The sequence below is a fragment of the Acetobacter oryzifermentans genome (assembly GCF_001628715.1).
Classification (GTDB): domain Bacteria; phylum Pseudomonadota; class Alphaproteobacteria; order Acetobacterales; family Acetobacteraceae; genus Acetobacter; species Acetobacter oryzifermentans.
The window spans coordinates 1,956,268-1,977,628 of the sequence record NZ_CP011120.1 but is presented as its reverse complement, the minus strand read 5'-3'; the positions used below and the strand labels follow the sequence as shown (position 1 = coordinate 1,977,628).

Below are 21,361 nucleotides of genomic sequence, written 5' to 3'. Positions count from 1 at the left end.
TGACTGTCCACAAATAATCTTCCTATTCTGGTATCCTCTTCGAAGTCGTGTGCCCATCCGGGCCACGGCTTTTTTTATTTCCGAATACAATACGAGCATACATATGGCCAAGCGGCGGAGTATCTGCCGGGGCTCTATTGTGCTGCGCGGGAAAAAGCCGGTTCTGGTTTTAGGTGTTGATGGGCCTGAATGCATTGTTGTCCAGTTGATCAGCACCAATCCTCCGTATCATCGCAGTGATGTTGATCTGGGCAGTAGTAGTTTGCTGTTGCGCAATCGCATCGCACGCGCGGCGCGTGTTGCCCATGTGGCGCAAAGTGCATTGCGCCATATGGCTGCTGACATTGGCCCGGCAGCCGAAGCGGATGTGCTGCGTGTGGAAATTGCGGTGCAACGGGAGATGATGCTCCAGACAGGCGAACAAATTCCTGCGGGCACAGTTCGCTCCGGCTGGAGGCCCCCAAAGTGGGGTGGTTGCGGGAGGAAAATTGGCGGTGCGCCGTCTGATTAACCCGCAATGATAATGCTGACTTATCTGGCACCCCAGTATTGGGCACCCGCAAGATAAGTCGTACAGCACCCCTAAAACCCGCAAGATAAGTGTAGTTATCTTGCGGATTTAATGGGGTGAAAAACACCACATAATGTAGGGAAAACAAATGGTTAGCGGAGATCGTAACCGATCACCCGCGCCAGAGGCGGTGAAGTCCGCCCCAGTTTCTGCCGATGAACTGTGCATCCGGACGTGGCTGCATAACCGTGGCGAGAACACGCGCCGCGCATACGAGAGAGACGTGCGCGACCTGCTGGCATTTGCCGGGAAATCACTGAACGAGATTGTGTTGCCAGATCTACAGGCGTGGTTTGACAGCATGGGCAATGCTTCCGATGCCACGCGCAGAAGAAAGCTATCAGCCGTTAAATCTCTGCTTTCCTACGGCGCGGGGACGGGCGTTCTTTCTCATGATGCAGGATCTGCATTTCGCATAGCGCGAGGGAGAGACACGCTGCATGAGCGCATTCTCACCCGTGAGCAGGTGATTGCGCTGATTGACGGTGAAGAAGAGCCACGCAAGCGGGCGCTGCTGAATGTGCTGTACCGTATGGGGCTGCGCATTTCGGAGGCCTGCGCTTTGCGTTGGCGAGATCTGACGCGCCGCCAGCAGGGCGCAGTTGCTTCCGTTTTCGGTAAGGGAAACAAGACGCGACCTGTGCAGGTGCCTGCCAAACTGTTCAAGGAGCTTATGGCGCTCAGGGTTGATAGCGGGCCAGATGCGCCTGTTATCCCCGGCCATGATGGCTGCTCGCTTTCGAAAGATGCGGCGCATCGTGTCGTGAAGCGGGCAGCACGGCGTGCCGGATTGTCATCGCGTGTCTCAGCGCATTGGCTCCGGCACGCCCACGCATCGCACGCATTGGACAACAATGCGCCTGCCCATGTGGTTTGCGCCACGCTGGGGCATGCCTCTCTCGCCACAACCACACGTTACTCTCATGTGCGTGAGGGTGACGGCTCTGCAAAATATCTGGACTGACATCATGACAGACACACCCCAGCCCGTGGACGATGTGCCCGAGGGCTACATGAAAGATGCTTACGGGCGTCTGGTTCCATTTGCGCAGGTAAAGCCGCAAAATCTTCTGGAAGATGAGCTGGTTCGCGCCATTCATGCGCAAGCGAATCTTCTGGCGAGAGAGTTGGCAGAATTCAAGAAGCGCGGTTTCAGTGAGGTTTCTGCGCTGCAATCTCTGCTGCATGAAAAATATCATGCCAAGCTTGGTGGACCGAAAGGCAATACGACGCTGAGCAGCTACGATGGCCGGTTGCGCGTGTCTGTTTGTATGGGTGAGAACATTTCCTTTGGCCCTGAACTGCAGGTTGCCAAGAGTTTGCTAGACGAGCTTTTTGAGGAGTGGGCTGAGGGCGCGAACGCGAACCTAAAAACCATTGTGATGGAAGCGTTCGATGTGGGGAAAGAAGGCAAACTTTCCGTCACGAAAATCCTTGGTCTTCGCCGGCATAATATAGACGAGCCACAGTGGAAGCAGGCCATGGACGCGATTGCTGACAGCATTCGTATCGACAGCACCAAAGCGTATCTGCGGCTTCATGTTCGGGAAACGCCGGAGCAGTCTTGGCAAATGTTATCGCTGGATCTGGCAAAGGCGTGAAGCGCTGGCTGACAGATGTGCTTTCTGCGCGGCGTGAGAATTTCAAACTTCGCCGGGAAATGGGCCGTAAATCTCGCCAGTTAGAAGAGCAGCACCGTGAAATACGGCGGCTGCAATCCATCATCATAAAATCGGGGATGTCATGCGACGTAAAAAAATGAACCATTCTGGGGCTGTTGGCGCACGGCGACCACAAAAGCATGGCCCTGCGCGCGGCACCAAAATGACATCTGATTACAGTGTGTGGGCACGGGCAGCAGATCATTATGAGCGCCTGGCATCTCGTGCACGTTTTCCTGGTATTCGGGTGTGGGCTAAACAGCGTGCTCAGGAATGCTCTGCGCATGCCTTTGCTGTGCGTAATGGATAAGCTGCCAATTGGCTGATATTGATATCAAGCTGGATACATCAGAAGCCCAGCGCGCATTATCAGACATGCAAAAGCAAATCCCATTCGCGCAGGCCTCTGCATTGAATGATCTGGCATTTCAGATCATGCGCGGTGAGAACGATGCATTCAGCAAGATTTTCGAACATCCGCGCCCGTTTACGTTGCGTGCAACGCAGGTTGAAAAGAAGGCGACCAAAAGCGATCTGACAGCAGTTGTCTCATTGCGACCTGCTCAGGAACGATACCTGCAACCGTATGAGACAGGCGGAGAGCATGCAACCAACGGCAACCAGGGTAACCTGTTTGTGCCGGTTGATATCAAGCGCGATCCATATGGGCAGATACCACGAGCTACACTCAAGCGCGTTATGGCGCTCCTGAGTGCTCGCACTGACGTATATATTGACAAGGCACGTGGTCTGGTCTGGCAACGGTTGCCGGAGCCGAAACGCAAACGTCGGGGTAAAGCAGGATCTGGGCAGGGGGCTGAAAAACATAGGCGGCGGCTGCTTCTTCGCTTTGCTCCCAACAGGCCAGTCAATAAACGCCTAGGCTTTGCGGAGAGGGGCATGGAGATCGTCGCTACCCGAGGGGGTCAGGCATTGGCAGACGCCATCCAGAGGGCCGTGAGGACGGCGCGATGAAGCGCATGGCTGCTATGCGTTTGGATGGTGCCCCCTCCCCTAGGGGCTTGGGTCCTTCCTGGCCCCCTTGAAACGCGGGGATTGCGCCAGCCCGTTTGTTCCCTAGATATGGTAATTTTTTTAGGTTGCAGTTGCAGGTGAGATAGTGACGACGATCAGCCAGAGCGAGGCAGCGCGCCGCGCTGGCATTAGCCGTCCCGCTATCAAAAAAAATATTGATGCCGGCAAGATTAAATCAGACGGCGGTCGCGTAATCCTGGCTTCTTTTGAAGAATGGATGACAACCCGTTCAGGGGTGCAACCAAACCTGCAACCGGATGCAACCGGGGTTGCAGAAGGAGAAGCTGCTGATCTGTTGGCAAAAGGGCTCATGCCCACGGCAACAGCGTTTCGGGTTGAGCAGAATTACAAAGCTCTGCAACGCAAGTTGGAATATGATCAAAAATCTGGGCGTGTTGTAGATGCCGACTTGATTGCCAAAGCTGTGGGGGTAAAGTTTGCCACAGTTAGAACTAAACTCCTGGCCATCCCTGCTGAGCAAGCCCCTACATTGGCGCGGTGCAAAACGCCGCGGGAACTGCGGGACCGTCTGGAGAAACTGATATTTCGTGCCTTAGAGGAACTGACGCTGGATGCAGATCCCACAGACGGATTATCCAGAGGGGTATAATTTTTTCCTCAAGCTCCTAGACCGAGCGCAGCTTGAGAACCTAAAACCCCCACCACGGCTGACGTTGAGCCAATGGTCAGCCGAATATGCAGTGCTCTCTCGGGAGACCAGTGCGCAGACTGGGCGATTTGAAGCCTACGTCTATCAGATCGGAATCATGGATGCGATTACGGATGATACCGTAGAAAAAGTGTCCGTGATGAAGTCCGCACGTGTTGGCTACACAAAGATTGTAGATAACGCGGTAGGATATTTTCTGCAGCAGGATCCATGCCCCATTCTGGTTGTGCAGCCTCGCGAAACTGATGCCGAGGATTACAGTAAAACGGAAATAGCTCCCATGCTCAGGGATACTCCTGTGCTGGCGGCCATTGCTCCGGATACCAAAGCCAAAAGTGGCGAGAACACTCTGCTGTCCAAGACAATGCGGAATGGCTCATCTCTCAAACTGGTGGGGGCAAACTCTCCGGGTGGTTTCCGCCGTATTACCGTGCGTATCGTTATTTTTGATGAGGTAGACGGTTATCCGGTTGGCGGCGCTGGATCTGAGGGTGATCAAATTTCTCTTGGCTCAAAACGCTCGGAGACATTTTGGAACCGCAAAATCATCGCAGGATCCACACCTACGGTTGCCGGCCTGAGCCGAATAGAAAAACTCTATGAGGAAGGCGACTGCCGCCAGTTTCATGTTCCATGTCCGCATTGTGGAGATATGCAGGTTCTGGAATGGGGCGAAAAGGAAACCCCATATGGCATAAAATGGGACTGTGACGAGAACGGAAAGCCGTTACCGGAAACAGCTTATTACGTGTGCCGGCATAACGGCTGCATCATCACAGAGGCCGAAAAGGCCGACATGGTGGCGAAAGGGGAATGGATAGCTTCCAAGCCGTTCAAAGGGCATGCCTCTTTCCACATTTGGACAGGATATTCCCTTTCTCCAAATGCCACATGGGCGAAGCTAGTGGAAGAATGGCTGGATGTTTATCGGGATCCAATTCGGCGCCAGACATTCATCAACACAACCCTTGGCTTGCCTTACGAAGACAAGGGGGACGGCGCTCTGAATGAGCTGTCACTGGCAGCCCGTGTAGAGGTATGGGCAGGCGAAATCCCTTCGGGTGTTGTGGTGCTGACAGCCGGTGCAGATACGCAGGACGATCGTATCGAAATAGAGGTTGTCGGCTGGGGCCGTAACGAGGAACGCTGGTCTATCGCTGTTATTGTGGTGGATGGAGACCCCGAAATGCCCGAAACATGGGCGCGGGTGGACGATGTGCTGAAACGCACATGGTACCGTGCAGATGGCAGGCCGTTTACCATTATGGCGGCATGTATCGATTCAGGCGGCCACCACACCCAGCGGGTGTATGAATTCTGCCGGGCTCGGCTAGGCCGTCGCATTTGGGCGATCAAGGGCGAGTCTGCGCGCGGGGGTGCCAGATCTCCGGTATGGCCAACCAAACGGCCAAGCGCTCGTAACAAGTCAAGTTTTCGCCCGGTCATTATTGGGGTGAATGCTGCCAAAGACGTTATCCGGGCACGCCTGCATCTACCCCAACCAGAGCCGGGCCAACCAGCGCCTGGCTATATGCATTTCCCGGCAGACCGGGATGTAAACTATTTCGCACAACTGGTTTCCGAGAGGTCTGTGCGTAAAAGCATAAATGGCACAATCGTGCGTGTTTGGGAGCTTCTGCCAGGGCGACGGAATGAGGCGCTGGATATAGCGGTTTATAGCTACGCTGCCCTATGTGGCCTGATCTACATGGGCTTGAGACTCAATAAACGGGCCGATGCCCTGGATGCCGAAACAACAGAACATCCACCCGCACCAGAGCCAGTGCAGGAAGAGGTGGATCCTTTTGCGGAAGAGCCCGTGAAAATGGCGATAACGGATACGCCAGCACAGAGCAAAACCGCAGAACCAAAGAAAAATATGACCCGCATGGAACGGCTCGCGGCCAAACTTGCAGGGTAGGAGTAACAGCATGTGTGGTTATGGCCCGTTTGGGTATAGTTTGCCGCAGGCTCATTTTGAGCCATCCAGTAGCCTATTAGCGGGCCTGAGCAAGGCCCAGTTGCAGCAGGCGCTTACCAACTGTCAAATGGCTCTCATTGCTCTACAGGGTGGTCAGCGTGTGGCCTCTGTCAGTTACTCTCAGGGTGATGGCAGCCGAGCTGTTACGTATAGTCAGGCAGATGTTGGTGATCTGTCTGCAATGATTAAAACGTTGCAGCGCCAGCTTGGCATGCCAGGCACACGTAGGCGCGCACTTAGGCCCGTGTTCTGATGGGTTTGCGCGATACAGTCGCGCGCTTGTTCGGCAACGATGCAGGTAAAAAGAGCCCGCCCTCTCGCAGGGGGTTTAGTGCTCTCACAGGTTGGCCAGGTCTCCCGTATGATGCGGCGGACATTTATGGGCAACGTATGCAGGGGTGGAACCCACCCCTGTTTTCTGCCGATACTGAACGTAGCCCGTGGCGTAACCGGATTGTCAGCCGTGTGCGCGATCTGGTGCGCAATGATGGCTGGGCCTCTGGGGCTGTCACGCGTGTTCTGGATAATGCTGTTGGCGTTACATTACGCCCGATCAGCAAACCAGATTACCGATTTCTTGCTCATATTACCGGCAACACAGCGTTTGATGCCACCTGGGCGCATGAGTTTGCACGTGCCGTAGATAGTAACTGGCGTTCATGGGCGAATGATCCGTTACGGTTCAACGATGCTGAACGGATGCTCACGTTCTCCCAGCAAATGCATCTGGCATTTCGCCACCTCATCGTAGATGGAGATGCGCTTGCCCATATCCCGTGGTTAGAGGGGAATATTGGCCTAGGTCGGGCCAGATATGGTACGGCGGTGCAGATCATTGACCCAGATAGGCTCAGCAACCCACAGAATCAGTTTGATCTAAAAAACATGCGCAATGGGGTTGAGATCAATGATGCAGGCGTTCCCATCGCCTACCACATTCGGAATGCCCATGAGTGCGACTGGTATAGTGCCTCCGAGGCCGTAACATGGTCTCGTATCCCGCGTGAAACCTCATGGGGGCGTCCACAGATTGTGCATTTTTTCGAACATCATCGTGGTGGCCAGCATACAGGCGGAACGGGTATGCTCACGCCTGTCCTGCAACGCCTGAAAATGCTGATCAAATATGATGGCGCTGAAATGGACTCAGCCATTCTGAACGCTATTTTCGCCGCATATATTGAAAGCCCATATGACCAGGGCATGACAGCGGAGGCCCTAGAGGGTGGAGATGAAACGCTAGGCGCATACCAGGAAATGCGTGGAGTGTTTCACAAACAGCATAATATCTCCATGCAGGGCTCGCGCTTGCCTATCCTGTTCCCTGGAGAAAAAATCAACACAGTCACTGCGGCGCGTCCAGCCAGCAACTTCAGGGAGTTTGAGAGAGCCACCCTGAACAATATCGCCAGTGGCGCAGGCCTTGCCCCGATGCAGCTCAGTAATGATTGGTCCGATGTCAATTACTCATCGGCCCGTGGTGCGCTGCTTGAGGCATGGAAAACCATGAAGCGGAGGCGTGAAGAATTCTCCATTGGGTTTGCCTCTCCTGTGCGTTTGGCATGGCTGGAAGAATCTATGGAGGCAGACAACCTGCCGTTGCCGTCAGGTGCCCCCAAATTCCTAGAGGCACGGCATGCGTATGCACGGTGCCGGTGGCTTGGTCCTGGTCGCGGCTGGATTGATCCGGTTGCCGAACGTCAGGGGGCCATTCTTGGCATGGATGGTGCGTTGTCCACATTGGAAGACGAATGCGCTGAAAATGAGGGGCGCGATTGGGAAGAAAATATCGCGCAGCGTGCCATTGAAATGCAGGCATTCAAAGACCGTGGCTTGCCATTGCCTGAATGGAGCGGCGGAGATCCAGCAGACAAAACAGATAAGAAGCCAGACGCAGAATGAAACAATACGCGCATACACAGGCGCTTATCGGGGCACCAATCGCACTTTCCAGCCGCAAGTTGGATATAGTCCGCGGCCTTCTCGCCAGCGGTGCTGATGATAAAATGCTGTTCGGCCCTGTTGATGATAATGCCCGCTATGCAGCCCAGAGCATCACAGAGAATGTTTCTGGCATAGCCGTTATTGCTATCAACGGCATTTTGCTGCCGGGGAGCAGCAATGGCTGCTGGTGGCTGAATGCAACATTTTACGATGATATCAGCAACGCCATCAATTTGGCTACGCAGGATGAAACCGTTCGCGGTATTGTCCTGCATGTGAACAGTCCAGGCGGTGCAGTTGCCGGATGTTTTGATACCGGGGACCGCATTTACGCAGCGCGTGAAAGCAAACCAGTTATCGCAATTGTGGATGAGCAAGCGTGCTCTGCCGCATATGCTCTGGCCTGCTCTGCCGAAAAAATTGTCCTGCCGCGCACGGGTGAGGTGGGATCAATTGGCGTGGTTTATCTCCACGCCGATATTACGAAATTTCTGGACGAAACAGGCATCAAAGTCACAACATTTCAGACAGGGGCGCGTAAAACGGATACATATCCAACCACGCCCATGTCCGAAGATGCCCGAAAAATCATCCAGAACGACATTGAGAGCATGGGCAAGCTGTTTTTTGAAACAGTGGCACGAAACCGTGGGTTGTCTGCGCAAGATGTGCAGGACATGGAAGCCGGACTTTTTTATGGGCAGGCTGCCGTATCTGCAGGTTTGGCAGATGCTGTCATGTCACGCGATAGCGCCTTTTTAGATTTTTTGGCGCACCTAAAGTAAAATTTTCCATACCGGAGAAAATAGAGCATGGCAAAATCAGCGCTGATGAACAGCTCTGCAATCAGTCCATTTGCACATCTTGCATCCCACGGAGCGGGTGCAAATGTTGCGGGGGCAAGCACCACCCCTTCCGCTGATGCTGATCCAGAAAACAAGGATCCTGATAGCGAGGGTGATCAGGAAGGCGAGGGCGGCAAAAAGGGCAAAAAATCCAAGCGTGCCGAAGAGACGGATGGTGAGGATCCTGACGGCACCGACGATGATGATGAGGATGACGAAAAAGATCCAAAGGCCCGCGCCATCCGTATGCGTGAACGTGGCCGGTGCGCCGCCATTTTCCGTTCTGCCGCTGCCGGTCGCAACCCTGCGGCTGCCGCTGAAATTGCGTTTGGCACCAGCATGACCCGTACGGCGGCAGTCAACCTGTTACGCACTGTTGCTCCCGCAGCATCTGCACAGCAGGAACCTGCGCCCGCCGCAGATCAGGCAGGTTATGCTGCATTGCGCACCCGCATGCAGGCAGAAGGGCAGCCGCCCGTAAATCCGCAGGGCGGTGGACAGTCAGATGAACGTCCGGGTGCCCGCATGGTGCGCCTGAATCATGCCCGTATGGGAGATAGCCGATGAGCTATGGTTTTTACCCCAGCGCACAGCAGGTTACGTTCGTTCCGGATCAGCTTATTGCCGGTAACCTCAAGCTCGTCACAGAAACAGTCACGTTTGCCGCAGGCAACACGCTCCAGCGTGGGCAAGTTGTTGGGCAGGTAACTGCTACAGGCAAATACATCCCATGCGTCAAAACAGCCACAGATGGATCCCAGACCCCCTGCGGCATTGTAGTTGATACAGTGGATGCCTCTGCTGCTGATGCAACTGGTGCCATCTATGAGATGGGCGAGTTCAATTCTAATTACATGATCTTTGATGCAAGCTGGACGGTGGATACCCTGAAATCAGCTCTGCGTCAGTTCTCCATCTTTGTGAAGACCGGAGAGTCCAACGCTATCGTGTGATAGCGTTTTCCAAATAGTTTCAGGAAAAAACTGAATGTCCGGAACAACCGGTGCAGCAGGAGTGCAGCAGGCGCTTCTGCCGCTGCTCAGTGCATATAGCTTAGCTGAGCTTGTTTATTATGTCCAAAATGCCAAAACGGCACAGACCTTTTTGCTGGACAATTTCTTCCCTAATATCGTGGAATCTGATGCGCCAGAAGTGGCGATTGATGTCGATGTTGGTAAGCGGCGTATGTCGCCTTTCTGCTCCCCCTTGGTTGAGGGGAAAATGGTGGAAAGTCGCCGGTGGCAGACTAACCTCTTCAAGCCCGCTTACGTTAAAGACTGGCGTAATCCAGATCTGTTGAAACCCGTGCGCCGGAACATTGGCGAACGGTTGATGGGTGCCATGACCCCGGCACAACGTCTGGAAGCCAATCTCGCGTATGAGATGACAGACCAGATGGATATGATCAATCGTCGTCTCGAATGGATGGCCGCGTCTGCCTTGGTTTATGGGACAGTCACCATTAAAGGCGAAGGTTACCCGACCACAGTCGTTGATTTCCAACGTGATCCAGCCCTTACCATTGCGCTTACAGGTGCAGCTCAGTGGGGGCAAAGTGGTGTTTATCCTTCAGATTACATCACGGCCTGGGCAGCCTTGGTCTTGCAGAAATGTGGTCTTGCACCACGGGATATCGTGTTTACAAATTCCACATGGAATGCGTTTAAGAGCGATATCAAGGTTCTGAATGCCATTATCTGGCCTGGTAAGGTCGGTGGCTCCGATGTTGATCTCGGTGGCCGCGTTGATAAAGGCGCCATTTACATGGGGAAATGGGGCCAGTTTAATCTTTGGCTGTATAATGATTGGTATGTTGATCCAGATACGGATGAAGAAGAACCCATGATCCCGGATGGGACGGTTATTCTGACAGGCCCTGGTCTGGAAGGTACTCGTGGTTTTGGTCTTATTCTGGATCCAGCTTTTGCGTATGGCCCGCTCGCTTACGCGCCAAAGGTCTGGTACAAAGAAAACCCTGCAACCATCAATCTGTTGATGCAGTCTGCACCAATCGTCATTCCGTCTCGTGTTAACTGCTCCCTGTCTGCAACGGTTATGGAAGCAGGTGCGGCAGTGTCTGGACCGACAGGAACCTGATAAATGACAGAACAGAACACAACGCCTGATCAGCCCAAAAAAACGGCGCAAAAGGGTGACATGGTTGATGTTGTCACGCTCATTCCTGTTTACCCGCAAACGGGTCGCCGCCCATGGCCAGTGGGCACCAAAATGAGCATCCCCAAATATCGGGCAGATCTGTGGGTAGCGCGCAAGATTGCCCGTGTTGCCCGTGATGGTGAGCAGCCTGCTCCCAATACATTACAGGCTGCTTCCATGCCCCCTGCGCCGGACATGAAAGCAGCACCGGCCACACAGGGCTGATATGGTTGGTCCAGTAGATTGGGATAATCTGGTGCTGGATCCGTGCCAGAATGCGTTCGGGGAGGAAGTTCAGTGGATTTCCTCCCTGTATCCAGATCCTATTTCCGTTACCGGTATTTTCGATAACGGCTACAAAGCCATGCCCCTTGAAATTGTGGATGGACTTTCCCCAACGCATGTCACTACGGCAGATGCACGGTTAGGTGTGCAGATCTCGCAGTTTGTTTCTGAGCCACAGCAAGGCGATATTTTCCTCATACGCGGGAAGCAATACCGCGTGCGCGAGGTGCAGCCAGATAGCCATGGCGCAGCAGATATTCTGCTGAACAAAGCGGATGGTGAAAATGCTCTATCGGGTCATGTTCCGCGAAAAAATAGCGGAATTACTCCGGACGACTACTGATGCCGGGCAGAATGTTTTTACGCATCGCACCGCACCTGTAAAACCTGAACTGCTGCCTGTTATTTTTGTTGCCATCCCGTCCGAAGCAGGATCGTCATTTGGGCGATGTCAGCCAGGCTTCAATAAAATTGTAAAAGTTGAAGTGGTGGCAAAAGTTTCTGGCGGCACGCCCCAGGCGGTGCAGCAGAATATGGACCGAATTGCCGAACAGATAGAAATGTCTGTGATGTGCGATCAGGATCTACAAAGATCCATATCGCAGGTAACAGATTTTAATCTGGAGCAAGGATTGCTGGATGATGCAGAGGATCATCTAGGTGGTGTTAAAATCACATTCGGTCTGGAATACCAGCAGGATTATCCTGTTTCAGGTGTGGCGCTCCAAGAAATTACTGGTCTCGTAGGAACGGAAGAAGGCATCACCGCTCCCGGCCTACGCGTTGATTTTCCTCAATAGGAATATTCTATGTTTGTAAAACCGGCACAGGGCCGATCGGTCCGGTGTCCTGGCACAATGCGCCTGCTGAATGCAGCAGGTGAAAACGTGCCCGACACAAGCTTCTGGCTGCGTGCGCTGGCGCGTGGCGATGTGCAGAAAGCTACTCCACAAACCAGCCAGAATGTGCCGGCGGCAACCCTAGCTGCAGCACCAGCAGAAAAGGGGGCGTGATTGACTATTACAATCCCAGGTTATTCAGATAATAACCGTGTTCCGGGTTTTTATTTTGCCCTGGACAATTCCGCAGCCAACACAGCAAGCGCTGCACGGCGCGCTATTATTGTGGCTCAGATGCTCATCACCGGCAGCGCCACACCAAATGTGGCTGAAATTTCTGGTGGATATGCAGATGCCGTAGCCAAATATGGCGTGGGCTCCCAGTGCGCATTGATGGTCAAGGCCTACCGTGCCCTGGATAGCTCGGGCGAGCTATGGGTTCTGCCGCTGGCAGATGATGCTGCTGCAAAACCTGCCAGCGGCACATGGGCCATTACCGGCACAGCCACGGCAGATGGCACATTACCCCTATATGTTGGGGATGTGCTGATCCCAGTTGGCGTTGCGTCTGGAGATACAGCAGCAACTGTTGCAGCTAATGTCGTCACGGCGGCAAAATCTGTTACCACGCTGCCAGTTTCCGTTACCGCGGCAGATGGAATAGTTACGGCAACAGCTCTGAACAAGGGTTTGGCGGGGAATGATATCCTGTTGGGTTCGTGCCTGTTGGGCACCGCTGGGGGGCAGTCTGTTCCTGCGGGCCTGACAGTTGTTATCACTCAAATGTCTGGTGGCACACAAAACCCCACCACGCTGGCTACGGCGTTGGCTAATCTGGGTGAGCGTGTTTATGACCTATACGCCCATCCGTATGTTGATACCGCGAGCCTGACCACTTTTAAGCAGTTGTTTGATAATACAAGTGGCAACTGGTCCCCTATGCGCCAGCTCTACGGGCACCACATCACGGCGTATCGTGGCACGTATGGGCAGGCAACGGCATTCGGCATAACGCAGAATGATTCGCATGCCACCATTATGCCTATTTCAGATAGCCCGTCTGATCCCATGATCTGGGCAGCCCAGATCATGGCCGTTACGGCAGTTTCCATGCGAGAAAATCCAGCTCTGCCTGTTCGTGGCCTCTCTCTTTCTGTTTTGCCGCCAACGGATGCAGGGCGCTTCATGTTCGATGAACGTGCCAGCCTGCTGTATGATGGCCTGTCCACTTTCACCGTGGCAGACGATAACACAGTGCTGACAGATCGTCTGATTACCACCTATCAGACAAACAGCGCGGGTGTGTCTGACAATAGCTATCTGGATATTGAACGCCTGTTGACCGCAGAAGTTTGCCTGCAGGATATGCGCTCGTATCTGGCATCACTGTACAGCCGGTTCATTTTGGTTGCAGATGGCAGCAAAATTCCGGCTGGTGCCAAAGCCACCACAGCGCAGTTGATCGGTAAAGCTGCTTCTGCCCGCTACAACTGGCAGTGTCAGCAGCTCTGGGCGCAAGACCCCAGCACATTCGCCGCTAATCTGGTTTCTGAAAATGCCGGGAATGGTGTGGTCAAAATGCTGCTGCCATTCAAATTTGCAGATCAGCTCTGGGTTATCGCAGGTGATGCCCAGTTTGTAACGTCCTAAGCGGGGGAAAAATGTCCGGTTCTCTTTATCGTGGCCCCCTCGCGGGTCTTGCGACACTTACTATCAATGGCGTTTCGTTCAATGTGGTCGGAGAGCTGCAATGGCAGCCCTCTGGAAACCAGAATGAAACCCTCAAGGGGCAGTCAGCCGTTGAGGGTTTTTCGGCCATGCCCAATCAAGGTTTTATCCAGGCAACCCTGCGAGACCGGCGTGACGTGAGCATTTCTGACCTACAGGGCGGAAGTGGTTTCAATGTCGTGGCAGTGCAGGCGAATGGAAAAGTCATTACATGCGTTAATGGCTGGCAAGTTGAAGCCATCAACGTCAACACCCAGGAAGGCACGTTTGAATTCCGGGTGGAAAGTGACACCGTAACCGAGGATACCGTATCGTGATGACATTGAGCGATGATGATGTTCTTCTCGCTGTGAGCGATGTTCAGGAAGATACGGATTCCGTTGAGACACGCCCTGGTGTGTTTCATCTGGAAAAGCCCATTACACTCAAGGGTGGAGAAACATTCGAAACCCTGGAATTGCATGAGCCCGTTGTATTCCATGCGCTCACGGCTACCAAAATTATTGGTCGCAAACCCTCGCTAGAAAGTATTTATGATTCGCAAATCAATATGGTTTGCCAGATCAGCAAATGGCCAAAATTGGCTGTAGATCAGCTACCGTCTCATATTCTGGACGAGGCGATAGATTTCCTTAACCATTTTGAGGAAGATGCGCGGCGTAACCCAGATGAAACACCAGATTTTACGCCAGAGCTGATGCTCACGTTTAAGCCTGGAATTGAGGCGGTGGGTAAATCCTTTAACATGATGGAACTGCGCGAACCCGTTGTGGCAGAGCGCCGGGCATTCAAGTCGTTTGAATCACGCCAGACGTTTGAGGGCATCATATCCGGCGAAATTGACCTGGTAGAACGGATTAGTGGCTGGCCAAAGGCCGCAGTCCTTAAAATGCCGATCAGTAAATTTGCTTGTGCAGCGGATTATCTGACAGGTTTTTTTATGCATGGCCGGATAATTGGGAACAACTGACAGCAGATCTCTGCACCGTGTTCTCTGGCTGGTCTCTATCTGACGTTGAGGGGCTGAGCGGTAGCCAGATGCTGTTCTGGGTTAAGCAGGCCAATCGTATAGCAGAAAAACAGCGTAAGGAGAGCATGGCCCGTGGGCGCAGCCGTTAGTCTCACTCTCAGCGCCAATGATAAGTTAAGTCGCAAACTAGATTGGATAAATAACAAAATAGCCTCTCTGCAGGCTCCTGTGCGTCATGCGCAGCGTAGCCTCAAGCGGTTTTTTGATATTACCGGCGTTACGCGTATGCGTAAGGGCATGGCGGATCTATCGCGCTCTACACTGGGCGCATTTAGATCTGTTGGGCGTCTGGTGCCTGAAATGGGTATCCTAACCAGTGCATCCTCTATCGCTGGTGTGTACAAGCTGTCTTCTGCCTGGGCTACTTTTGGCACTAATCTGCGCACAACTGCGCGTAGTATCGGTATGAACCCAAGCCGACTGATGGCGCTGCGCAATGCAGCTCGGCTTTCTGGTGGATCTGCCGATGCCATGAGCAGTGCCCTGGGACAAATTTCCACCCAGAAGTGGGAAGCCGTAAACGGGTTTGCTCCTGAAGCTGCTGCACAATTTCAGGCGCTGGGCATCAGCATGAAAGAGCTGAAGCAGCTTTCCCCAGATCAGATTTTTGCCCGTATTGCTGCCCGCATCCGCTCTCTCAAAACACCAGCGGCCCAAACAATAGCGGCCACCAAACTGTTTGGAGAAGCAGGGGCCAGCCTGCTTCCTATCTTCCAGCAAACAGGGCGTGCATTCCAAGACAACATCCGCTTGGCTAAACGCTACGGCGTGATGAACGAGGAAGGCGCTGATGCCGCCGCTAAGCTTCAAAAGTCCCAGCAAGAACTTTCCATGTCAGTGGAGGGTTTTGGCTATTCCATAGCCCAAACCTTGGCGCCAGTTATCACACCAGTTCTGCATCAGATGGCAGAATGGATTGCTGCCAATCGGGAATGGATAGCGCAAGATCTTGCGGGTTATGTCAAGCGTGTGGTGCAATGGCTGCAAGTGGGTGGTTGGGATAAAATAAAATCCCAGATTTCTGGCGTAATGCATCGCATCAAAGATGTGGTGGACTATCTTGGAGGATGGAAAGCTGCCGCAAAAGATGCGTTTATTGGCATAGCAGTTTTGTGGGCTGCTCCAGTTATTTCTGGAATTGCCTCATTAACATTGGGGCTTCTTGGCGTTAGCAAAGCGGTTGGAGGCATTATTGCCAAGCGTGGCGGTTTAAGCCGCGTTTTGACGTTGATTACAGCGTTCCAGGCATGGAAAACTCTTCAACAAGGCACAACGCCAGATCAACAAGCAGCAAATAGAGATTGGATAGAAAATCTTCCTGGCGTCTCTCAAATTGAGAGCGGTTACGCATGGATGTTCAGGAAGGTGTACGGATATGATCCCCCTGGTTATGGATCGTCAGCACAAGATCAGCTTCGCGGTGGAAACCTTGTAGGATATTTGCGGCAGAATAATCCTATGGGGATCAATGATAATGCCATCATAGGGACAGCCGCAGCAGGTGTTGCGGAATCACATCTTGATCCAAATGCAGCTAATCCAGATTCATCTGCGCGAGGCGCTTATCAGTTTCTGCAAGGCACACGTGATGAAATTCTTAATGAGCAAGGGGTAGATGTGTGGGGTGCCGATGTGCCTACCCAAACACAGGCTGCCCTTGCTTATTACAAAAAGCATTATCCATCGCAGTTTGCACGGTTTGCTACCTCTCGTAGTCCTGAAGAGGCAATGAGCCGCTTCACAACGGATTTTCTGCGACCAGGAGACGGAACGCTAGGTGATATCCAACGTGGTCGCGGGTTCATTTCTGGGTTCCAGGCGGATATTGCTCCCAAATCAGCATCTCCCCAGGGGCAATCACCCTACGATAAAATGCTTCTTGATTTGCATATTTCTGCAAAAACACCAGCAGGCACCACGGTAAAAGCAACAAGTCGCAGCGATAATCTGCATGTTGCCAGTGTTAAACAGCAGCGGGCCATGGATCCTGAAAACAGCTCTATAGGGAATTAACGCTATGTCAGGCACCCTGATCACTTTAGCAGAGGAGTATTTGCAATGCTCATTTCGGGGTGTACCGTTTGTTGTTGTAGGCAGCAGTGGGCAGGCCGGACGCAAACAGGCTGTGCATGATTATCCATACCGTGATGGTGTGTGGGCAGAAGATCTGGGCCGTCGCGCCCGAATATATCATGTCCGTGGGTTTTTATGTGGGTCTGAATATATAGCGCAGAGAGATGTGCTGATTAACGCTGCAGAGGCTGCTGATGCCGGTTTGTTGGTTCATCCAACTCTAGGAATTTTGCGTGTAACATTAAGCAATTTTTCATGGATAGAACCAGACGGCATTATGGGCCGGATTGATGTTGATTTCGATTTTCTTGAGCAGAAAAACTATCTCAACACAATCATTCAAACATCGTTAGATGCAGCCATTGGCGCTGCGGCGTTGGTTGCGCAGCAGGTTGGCGGAAGCACATATTCCAGTGCAGCGTCATCATCTCTATCTGTAGGCAGCCCAGTTATTTCTGCGGCACAAGGGGTTGTTGGTAGATGGGGAAGTTTAGCAAGTGCAGCTATATGCTCGCCCCGCGTAAATAGTGCAGCTATTGCTACGCTGCCGGGCAATAATGGGCGTTATGCTGCGGGTAATGCCGGAACGATAGATAGCACTGCAACTGTTGATTCTGTCCTGCAAAACCTAACGGCATCCCGCACAAAAATTGATAGCCTGATTACAACTGCTCAAGGGCAAACTACAGCAGACTCTCTCGCTACTGCTGTGCTGGATGTTGCCGAGCAGTTGCGTCAATCTATCAATGATCCAGGCACGCAAATTAGCGTATTGCTGCCAATGGCCACTTATCAAATTGATGTTATGCCATCATCCGCACCCATTGGTTCAGCTATTGCCACTGCATCCACATCTACTGCGCAGATATGCAGTTGGATGGCGTTTACCTCTATCGCGCTGGCGTGTGCAAACTGGCAGCCTACATCTGCTGAGGAAGCCGAAAATCTCCGGTTGCGTGTAGCAACTTTGCTGGATGATGCCGCAACATCTGCAGCAGATGCCGGGTTTGATAATATGTGGCAAGCCCTTCGCTCCCTGCGTGTGCAGGTCACCACAGATCTGTCACAGCGTGCCAGCCAACTGCCTGATCAGATTACTGTCACGCGTAATGCGCCAATTCCAGCATTGGTTCTGGGGCAGCAGCTATATGCAGATGCCAGTAGGGCGTCAGATCTGATCCGGCGGGCAGATCCGATACATCCGGCATTTATGCCCACACAGTTTGAGGCGCTTTCTGCATGATGTCTGCATTATCAACGGTATCTGAATTTGTTGGGTATGATCAGACACCCTCCAATGCTGTGTCCATAACGGTGAATGGGTATCAGATTTCTGGTTGGAACAGAGTTTCTATCCGCATGGGGGTAGATATCATGCCCTGGACAGCCATGCTGGAAACAACACTCTATCAGCCAGATCAACAGGTTTCTGTAGATATTCCTGCCGGTGCAGCCTGTGTCCTGTCTATTGGTGGAGATACAGTTTTAACTGGATACGTGCAGAGCGTATCAGAGGAGCTAACGCCACAGGAGCATGTTTATCGTGTAGCAATTGCATCCAAATCTGTTGATCTGGTGGAATGCTCGGCTGAGTTTTCAACTTACCAAATGAACAACACAACAGCATTGGGCATTGCCCAGCAGGTTTGCAAACCATTTGGTGTGGCTGTAAGCGCCGTTGGCGGCGCAGGAGACATACAAATACAGCAGTTTTCCGTTATTCTGACGGAAACAGCCTACGAGGTTATTGAACGTGTATGCCGGTTAGCTGGCTGCATTTTCTACGATCAGCCGGATGGTTCCATTGTTCTTAGCCCTGTGGGAACAACAGTTGTGAGCGGTGGCGTGCGGCAGGGTGTCAATATGGAACGAATGGTTTCGCTTTCATCTCTCGAAGGCCGGTTTTCCGATGTGCAGGCTATTATTCAGAATCCTGCCATTTTGTTTACACCGCCCGCTGATGGAGACAAATTGAGCCAGCAGATGCACGCGCAAACTGCACCTGCTGAGGCAAGCGCTTCGGATCCGGGTGTAACACGGCATAGGCCGCTCCTCATCCCAGTTGAACTCGGAGATGCTGATTATAGTATTGCCCGCAAACGGGTGCAGTGGGAGGTGGCGCGGCGTTATGGGCGCTCTCAGGCAACCGAGGTTACAGTTAGCAGTTGGCGCGATACATCTGGGGCGCTGTGGAGGCCGAATGCACTCATACCTCTCACACGTGCATCCAGCACTCGTACAGATCTGCTGCTAGGAGAAATAGAGCTGGTGCAGGGGGAGGATGGCACGCATGCCAACATGGTTCTGATGCCATCCAGTGCATTTGTTCCAGAGCCGCTAGTTCTGCCTGCTGAGCAAAATGAAGCCACCGCTGCTGTAAGCAGGGATTGATGGCATCACCTTTGCAACGCCTTGGTCGCCGGGTGATGATGGCGTTGGGGCTGGCGCGCCAGACATCGGATACGGATGAAAGCAAATCCACCCCTACCATGCAGTTGGCATTAGCTGCTGGTGAAATGCGCTCTGATGTTCCTCTTATGCAGGAATATGGATTCCGCAGCAGGCCAAATGCAGGTTGTGATGCTGTTGTGCTGTTTCAGGGTGGAGACAGAACGCGTGGCATTGTGATTGCCACAGGAGACCAACGGCATCCGCCTCCTAACCTGCAATCAGGAGAGGTCTGCATTTTCAGCCCTACAATGGGCAGTTCTGTTATTATGAAGGCTGATGGAAGTATTTCTATTGATGCAGGCCAGAATAAAATCAACGTAACCTGTGAGAGCCTGAATGTTTCTGGAGATATCACCAGCACGGGAACAATTACCGGCCAAAAAGACGTTGTTGCTGGCAGTATCAGCCTAACGGATCACAAACACCCAGTTACGGCTGCCCCAGGGGAAACCGGCGCACCAGAGGGATAATATGGATATTGCAATCCGGTGGATACCAAGCCAATGCCGTGGTGATTTTGTTATTGAGGGCGGAGACATTGCCCTAGATAGCCCATTAAAATCTGCGGTTATGGTCAGTTTATTTACTGATCGCGTGGCACCGGAAACAGTTACAACAGATGCCGCGGCAGTTGGTATTCGTGGTGCCCCTGATGCTGCCGGATCTAATCAGGATGATCGGCGTGGGTGGTGGGCGGATGCATATGCAGAAATGCCTATTGGATCTCGATTATGGCAAATGGCACGTACCATTAAAGCGGGGCAAACATCTGCGCTACGTGAGGTTGAGGCTATTTGTTACGAGGCGCTTGAATGGCTTGTAATAGATAGCGTGGCTCAATCAATTAGCGTGACAGCAGAATGGGCCAGCGGAAACTCTCCAGCACTTCTGTTCGCAGTGAAAATTACAGAACCCGGAAAAACAGCCACGCAGGAATTTCTGTTTTCGTGGGCATGGGAGGGGATAAACTAACATATGCCATACGCACGGCCTACGCTGACGCAGTTGCGCCAGCAGGCATTACAGGATGTTCTGGACGGCGGGATCAGCAATGTTTCCGCCGTTCTGCGTTTTTCGGTTATTACTGTCATCACCTACGCATTGGCGGGCCTTGCCTGGCTGCATTACGGATATCTGGATTGGATAGCCAAGCAGGCCGTACCCTGGACAGCTACAGATGAGTATCTAGCCGCGTGGGGGGCATTGAAGGGGATTTACCTCAAAGATGCCACAGCGGCTTCTGGCAGCGTTACATTTGCAGTTACAGGCACCAACATTATCCCGGCCGGAACCACTATTATTCTGGGCGGGGCGCTGTCAGCCATAACAACAGCAGACTCAGTTACCGCAAATGGGCAGACAGTTGCTCCAGCAGAGTGCTCAAGCACCGGGTCTGCGGGAAACATTGCAGCCGGATCTCTGGCAACACTGTCCAGCCCGGTTGAGGGTGTGCAGACAACAGGAACTGTAGCCACTGCGTTTACCGGGGGGGCAGATATTGAAACGCAGGATGAGTTTCGCTCCCGCGTTCTGGATGCCTACCAGAACCCTGGTGGATACGGCACAGCAGCAGATTACAAAGGATGGGCAGAAGCAGTTGCTGGCGTAACTCGTGCGTGGGTTGTGCCTAACGGGTTTGGATCTGGATCTGTAGTTATCTACGTTATGCTGGATGATGCAAATGCCGCAGAGGGTGGATTCCCGCAGGGAACAGACGGCGCATCCAGCAATGATACACGCTACACAACCGCTACAGGTGACCAGCTCACGGTAGCAAATGCTGTATGGCAGAAAGAACCTGCAACACCATTAGTGGTTGTATGTGCACCCATTGCTCAGGCAACAGATTTTGTGATCTCAGATCTGGGAGATGAAAATACCGACGCTAATAAAGCGCTCATCAAATCTGCACTACAGGATATGTTTTTGCGTTTGAGTGGTCCGGGTGTGACCATCCACGAAAACGCTTGGCAGGAGGCTATAGCAGCCATCGGCCTGGCATCTTACGATATTACTAGCCCCAATGGCCCCATTGTTCCTACGGTAGCAGGAGCCATGCCAGTTTTGGGGACACTGACAACGGAGAGTTAA

Annotated in this window: 27 protein-coding genes; all 27 read left to right on the top strand. The window is 52.8% G+C overall.

Annotated elements, in window-relative coordinates; translation table 11 throughout:
* Positions 1 to 103: 103 nt before the first annotated feature.
* The 27 genes from WG31_RS09345 to WG31_RS09220 all read left to right on the top strand — a co-directional run bounded on the left by WG31_RS09345 (position 104) and on the right by WG31_RS09220 (position 21,361).
* Positions 104 to 511 (top strand): hypothetical protein, encoded by a 408-nt coding sequence (locus tag WG31_RS09345; protein ID WP_063354350.1) that lies wholly within the window; start codon positions 104 to 106, stop codon positions 509 to 511.
* Positions 512 to 659: 148 nt separating this feature from the next.
* Positions 660 to 1,535 carry a tyrosine-type recombinase/integrase gene (locus tag WG31_RS09340; RefSeq protein WP_063354349.1) on the top strand — a complete coding sequence of 292 codons (876 nt, stop codon included), beginning with the start codon at positions 660 to 662 and terminating at the stop codon, positions 1,533 to 1,535.
* Positions 1,536 to 1,539: 4 nt separating this feature from the next.
* Complete coding sequence (locus tag WG31_RS09335) at positions 1,540 to 2,172, top strand: DUF3164 family protein (RefSeq protein ID WP_063354348.1); 633 nt, start codon at positions 1,540 to 1,542, stop codon at positions 2,170 to 2,172.
* Positions 2,173 to 2,314: 142 nt separating this feature from the next.
* Entirely contained in the window at positions 2,315 to 2,542 is a 228-nt protein-coding gene (locus WG31_RS09330) for a hypothetical protein (RefSeq protein ID WP_157884519.1), read from the top strand.
* A gap of 8 nt (positions 2,543 to 2,550) precedes the next feature.
* Positions 2,551 to 3,207, top strand: coding sequence for a hypothetical protein (locus WG31_RS09325; RefSeq protein WP_063354346.1), 657 nt, complete (start codon positions 2,551 to 2,553; stop codon positions 3,205 to 3,207).
* A 145-nt stretch (positions 3,208 to 3,352) separates the two neighbouring features.
* Positions 3,353 to 3,877, top strand: coding sequence for a hypothetical protein (locus tag WG31_RS09320; RefSeq protein ID WP_063354345.1), 525 nt, complete (start codon positions 3,353 to 3,355; stop codon positions 3,875 to 3,877).
* A complete protein-coding gene (locus tag WG31_RS09315) occupies positions 3,840 to 5,858 on the top strand; it encodes a phage terminase large subunit family protein (protein ID WP_063354344.1) in 2,019 nt (672 codons plus the stop codon). The genes WG31_RS09320 and WG31_RS09315 overlap by 38 nt, the downstream gene beginning before the upstream one ends.
* A 10-nt stretch (positions 5,859 to 5,868) precedes the next feature.
* Positions 5,869 to 6,171 carry a gpW family head-tail joining protein gene (gene gpW, locus WG31_RS09310; protein ID WP_063354343.1) on the top strand — a complete coding sequence of 101 codons (303 nt, stop codon included), beginning with the start codon at positions 5,869 to 5,871 and terminating at the stop codon, positions 6,169 to 6,171.
* Entirely contained in the window at positions 6,171 to 7,820 is a 1,650-nt protein-coding gene (locus tag WG31_RS09305) for a phage portal protein (protein WP_063354342.1), read from the top strand. Before gpW ends, WG31_RS09305 begins: the two co-directional genes overlap by 1 nt.
* Positions 7,817 to 8,647: a S49 family peptidase gene (locus WG31_RS09300; RefSeq protein WP_063354341.1), complete on the top strand. Its 831-nt coding sequence runs from the start codon at positions 7,817 to 7,819 to the stop codon at positions 8,645 to 8,647. The genes WG31_RS09305 and WG31_RS09300 overlap by 4 nt, the downstream gene beginning before the upstream one ends.
* Before the next feature lie 27 nt (positions 8,648 to 8,674).
* Entirely contained in the window at positions 8,675 to 9,274 is a 600-nt protein-coding gene (locus tag WG31_RS09295; RefSeq protein ID WP_063354340.1) for a hypothetical protein, read from the top strand.
* Positions 9,271 to 9,660, top strand: a complete 390-nt coding sequence (locus WG31_RS09290) for a head decoration protein (protein ID WP_063354339.1) — start codon at positions 9,271 to 9,273, stop codon at positions 9,658 to 9,660. The genes WG31_RS09295 and WG31_RS09290 overlap by 4 nt, the downstream gene beginning before the upstream one ends.
* Before the next feature lie 34 nt (positions 9,661 to 9,694).
* On the top strand, positions 9,695 to 10,804 hold the full coding sequence (locus WG31_RS09285; RefSeq protein ID WP_209439339.1) for a major capsid protein: 1,110 nt from the start codon (positions 9,695 to 9,697) through the stop codon (positions 10,802 to 10,804).
* A 3-nt stretch (positions 10,805 to 10,807) separates the two neighbouring features.
* Complete coding sequence (locus WG31_RS09280; protein ID WP_063354338.1) at positions 10,808 to 11,089, top strand: hypothetical protein; 282 nt, start codon at positions 10,808 to 10,810, stop codon at positions 11,087 to 11,089.
* Between the two features lies 1 nt (position 11,090).
* Positions 11,091 to 11,492, top strand: a complete 402-nt coding sequence (locus WG31_RS09275; protein WP_063354337.1) for a head-tail joining protein — start codon at positions 11,091 to 11,093, stop codon at positions 11,490 to 11,492.
* On the top strand, positions 11,449 to 11,949 hold the full coding sequence (locus WG31_RS09270; RefSeq protein ID WP_063354336.1) for a hypothetical protein: 501 nt from the start codon (positions 11,449 to 11,451) through the stop codon (positions 11,947 to 11,949). Before WG31_RS09275 ends, WG31_RS09270 begins: the two co-directional genes overlap by 44 nt.
* A 57-nt stretch (positions 11,950 to 12,006) precedes the next feature.
* Positions 12,007 to 12,162, top strand: a complete 156-nt coding sequence (locus WG31_RS09265) for a DUF2635 domain-containing protein (protein WP_245191490.1) — start codon at positions 12,007 to 12,009, stop codon at positions 12,160 to 12,162.
* Positions 12,163 to 13,638, top strand: coding sequence for a phage tail sheath subtilisin-like domain-containing protein (locus tag WG31_RS09260; RefSeq protein ID WP_063354334.1), 1,476 nt, complete (start codon positions 12,163 to 12,165; stop codon positions 13,636 to 13,638).
* 11 nt (positions 13,639 to 13,649) lie between these two features.
* Positions 13,650 to 14,033: a phage tail tube protein gene (locus WG31_RS09255; RefSeq protein ID WP_063354333.1), complete on the top strand. Its 384-nt coding sequence runs from the start codon at positions 13,650 to 13,652 to the stop codon at positions 14,031 to 14,033.
* Complete coding sequence (locus WG31_RS09250; RefSeq protein WP_063354332.1) at positions 14,033 to 14,686, top strand: phage tail assembly protein; 654 nt, start codon at positions 14,033 to 14,035, stop codon at positions 14,684 to 14,686. Before WG31_RS09255 ends, WG31_RS09250 begins: the two co-directional genes overlap by 1 nt.
* Before the next feature lie 17 nt (positions 14,687 to 14,703).
* Positions 14,704 to 14,835 carry a hypothetical protein gene (locus WG31_RS16185; protein ID WP_280790746.1) on the top strand — a complete coding sequence of 44 codons (132 nt, stop codon included), beginning with the start codon at positions 14,704 to 14,706 and terminating at the stop codon, positions 14,833 to 14,835.
* Positions 14,819 to 16,759: a phage tail tip lysozyme gene (locus tag WG31_RS09245; protein WP_063354331.1), complete on the top strand. Its 1,941-nt coding sequence runs from the start codon at positions 14,819 to 14,821 to the stop codon at positions 16,757 to 16,759. The genes WG31_RS16185 and WG31_RS09245 overlap by 17 nt, the downstream gene beginning before the upstream one ends.
* Before the next feature lie 4 nt (positions 16,760 to 16,763).
* On the top strand, positions 16,764 to 18,062 hold the full coding sequence (locus WG31_RS09240) for a DNA circularization protein (RefSeq protein WP_063354330.1): 1,299 nt from the start codon (positions 16,764 to 16,766) through the stop codon (positions 18,060 to 18,062).
* Positions 18,059 to 19,210 (top strand): phage baseplate assembly protein, encoded by a 1,152-nt coding sequence (locus WG31_RS09235; protein WP_063354329.1) that lies wholly within the window; start codon positions 18,059 to 18,061, stop codon positions 19,208 to 19,210. The genes WG31_RS09240 and WG31_RS09235 overlap by 4 nt, the downstream gene beginning before the upstream one ends.
* Positions 19,210 to 19,740 (top strand): phage baseplate assembly protein domain-containing protein, encoded by a 531-nt coding sequence (locus WG31_RS09230; RefSeq protein WP_063354328.1) that lies wholly within the window; start codon positions 19,210 to 19,212, stop codon positions 19,738 to 19,740. Before WG31_RS09235 ends, WG31_RS09230 begins: the two co-directional genes overlap by 1 nt.
* A 1-nt stretch (position 19,741) precedes the next feature.
* Positions 19,742 to 20,242, top strand: coding sequence for a phage GP46 family protein (locus WG31_RS09225; protein ID WP_063354327.1), 501 nt, complete (start codon positions 19,742 to 19,744; stop codon positions 20,240 to 20,242).
* Positions 20,243 to 20,245: 3 nt separating this feature from the next.
* Positions 20,246 to 21,361: a baseplate J/gp47 family protein gene (locus WG31_RS09220; RefSeq protein WP_063354326.1), complete on the top strand. Its 1,116-nt coding sequence runs from the start codon at positions 20,246 to 20,248 to the stop codon at positions 21,359 to 21,361.

Bases quoted from the DNA above. Each gene is read 5' to 3' on its own strand.
- WG31_RS09270 (WP_063354336.1), top strand. From the start codon at position 11,449: ATGTTCCGCGAAAAAATAGCGGAATTACTCCGGACGACTACTGATGCC.
- WG31_RS09335 (WP_063354348.1), top strand. From the start codon at position 1,540: ATGACAGACACACCCCAGCCCGTGGACGATGTGCCCGAGGGCTACATG.
- WG31_RS09345 (WP_063354350.1), top strand. From the start codon at position 104: ATGGCCAAGCGGCGGAGTATCTGCCGGGGCTCTATTGTGCTGCGCGGG.
- WG31_RS09340 (WP_063354349.1), top strand. From the start codon at position 660: ATGGTTAGCGGAGATCGTAACCGATCACCCGCGCCAGAGGCGGTGAAG.
- WG31_RS09275 (WP_063354337.1), top strand. From the start codon at position 11,091: ATGGTTGGTCCAGTAGATTGGGATAATCTGGTGCTGGATCCGTGCCAG.
- WG31_RS09255 (WP_063354333.1), top strand. From the start codon at position 13,650: ATGTCCGGTTCTCTTTATCGTGGCCCCCTCGCGGGTCTTGCGACACTT.
- WG31_RS09315 (WP_063354344.1), top strand. From the start codon at position 3,840: ATGCAGATCCCACAGACGGATTATCCAGAGGGGTATAATTTTTTCCTC.
- WG31_RS09240 (WP_063354330.1), top strand. From the start codon at position 16,764: ATGTCAGGCACCCTGATCACTTTAGCAGAGGAGTATTTGCAATGCTCA.
- WG31_RS09265 (WP_245191490.1), top strand. From the start codon at position 12,007: ATGCGCCTGCTGAATGCAGCAGGTGAAAACGTGCCCGACACAAGCTTC.
- WG31_RS09295 (WP_063354340.1), top strand. From the start codon at position 8,675: ATGGCAAAATCAGCGCTGATGAACAGCTCTGCAATCAGTCCATTTGCA.
- WG31_RS09280 (WP_063354338.1), top strand. From the start codon at position 10,808: ATGACAGAACAGAACACAACGCCTGATCAGCCCAAAAAAACGGCGCAA.
- WG31_RS09225 (WP_063354327.1), top strand. From the start codon at position 19,742: ATGGATATTGCAATCCGGTGGATACCAAGCCAATGCCGTGGTGATTTT.
- WG31_RS09290 (WP_063354339.1), top strand. From the start codon at position 9,271: ATGAGCTATGGTTTTTACCCCAGCGCACAGCAGGTTACGTTCGTTCCG.
- WG31_RS09330 (WP_157884519.1), top strand. From the start codon at position 2,315: ATGCGACGTAAAAAAATGAACCATTCTGGGGCTGTTGGCGCACGGCGA.
- WG31_RS09285 (WP_209439339.1), top strand. From the start codon at position 9,695: ATGTCCGGAACAACCGGTGCAGCAGGAGTGCAGCAGGCGCTTCTGCCG.
- WG31_RS09230 (WP_063354328.1), top strand. From the start codon at position 19,210: ATGGCATCACCTTTGCAACGCCTTGGTCGCCGGGTGATGATGGCGTTG.
- WG31_RS09300 (WP_063354341.1), top strand. From the start codon at position 7,817: ATGAAACAATACGCGCATACACAGGCGCTTATCGGGGCACCAATCGCA.
- WG31_RS09250 (WP_063354332.1), top strand. From the start codon at position 14,033: ATGACATTGAGCGATGATGATGTTCTTCTCGCTGTGAGCGATGTTCAG.
- gpW (WP_063354343.1), top strand. From the start codon at position 5,869: ATGTGTGGTTATGGCCCGTTTGGGTATAGTTTGCCGCAGGCTCATTTT.
- WG31_RS09220 (WP_063354326.1), top strand. From the start codon at position 20,246: ATGCCATACGCACGGCCTACGCTGACGCAGTTGCGCCAGCAGGCATTA.
- WG31_RS09235 (WP_063354329.1), top strand. From the start codon at position 18,059: ATGATGTCTGCATTATCAACGGTATCTGAATTTGTTGGGTATGATCAG.
- WG31_RS09305 (WP_063354342.1), top strand. From the start codon at position 6,171: ATGGGTTTGCGCGATACAGTCGCGCGCTTGTTCGGCAACGATGCAGGT.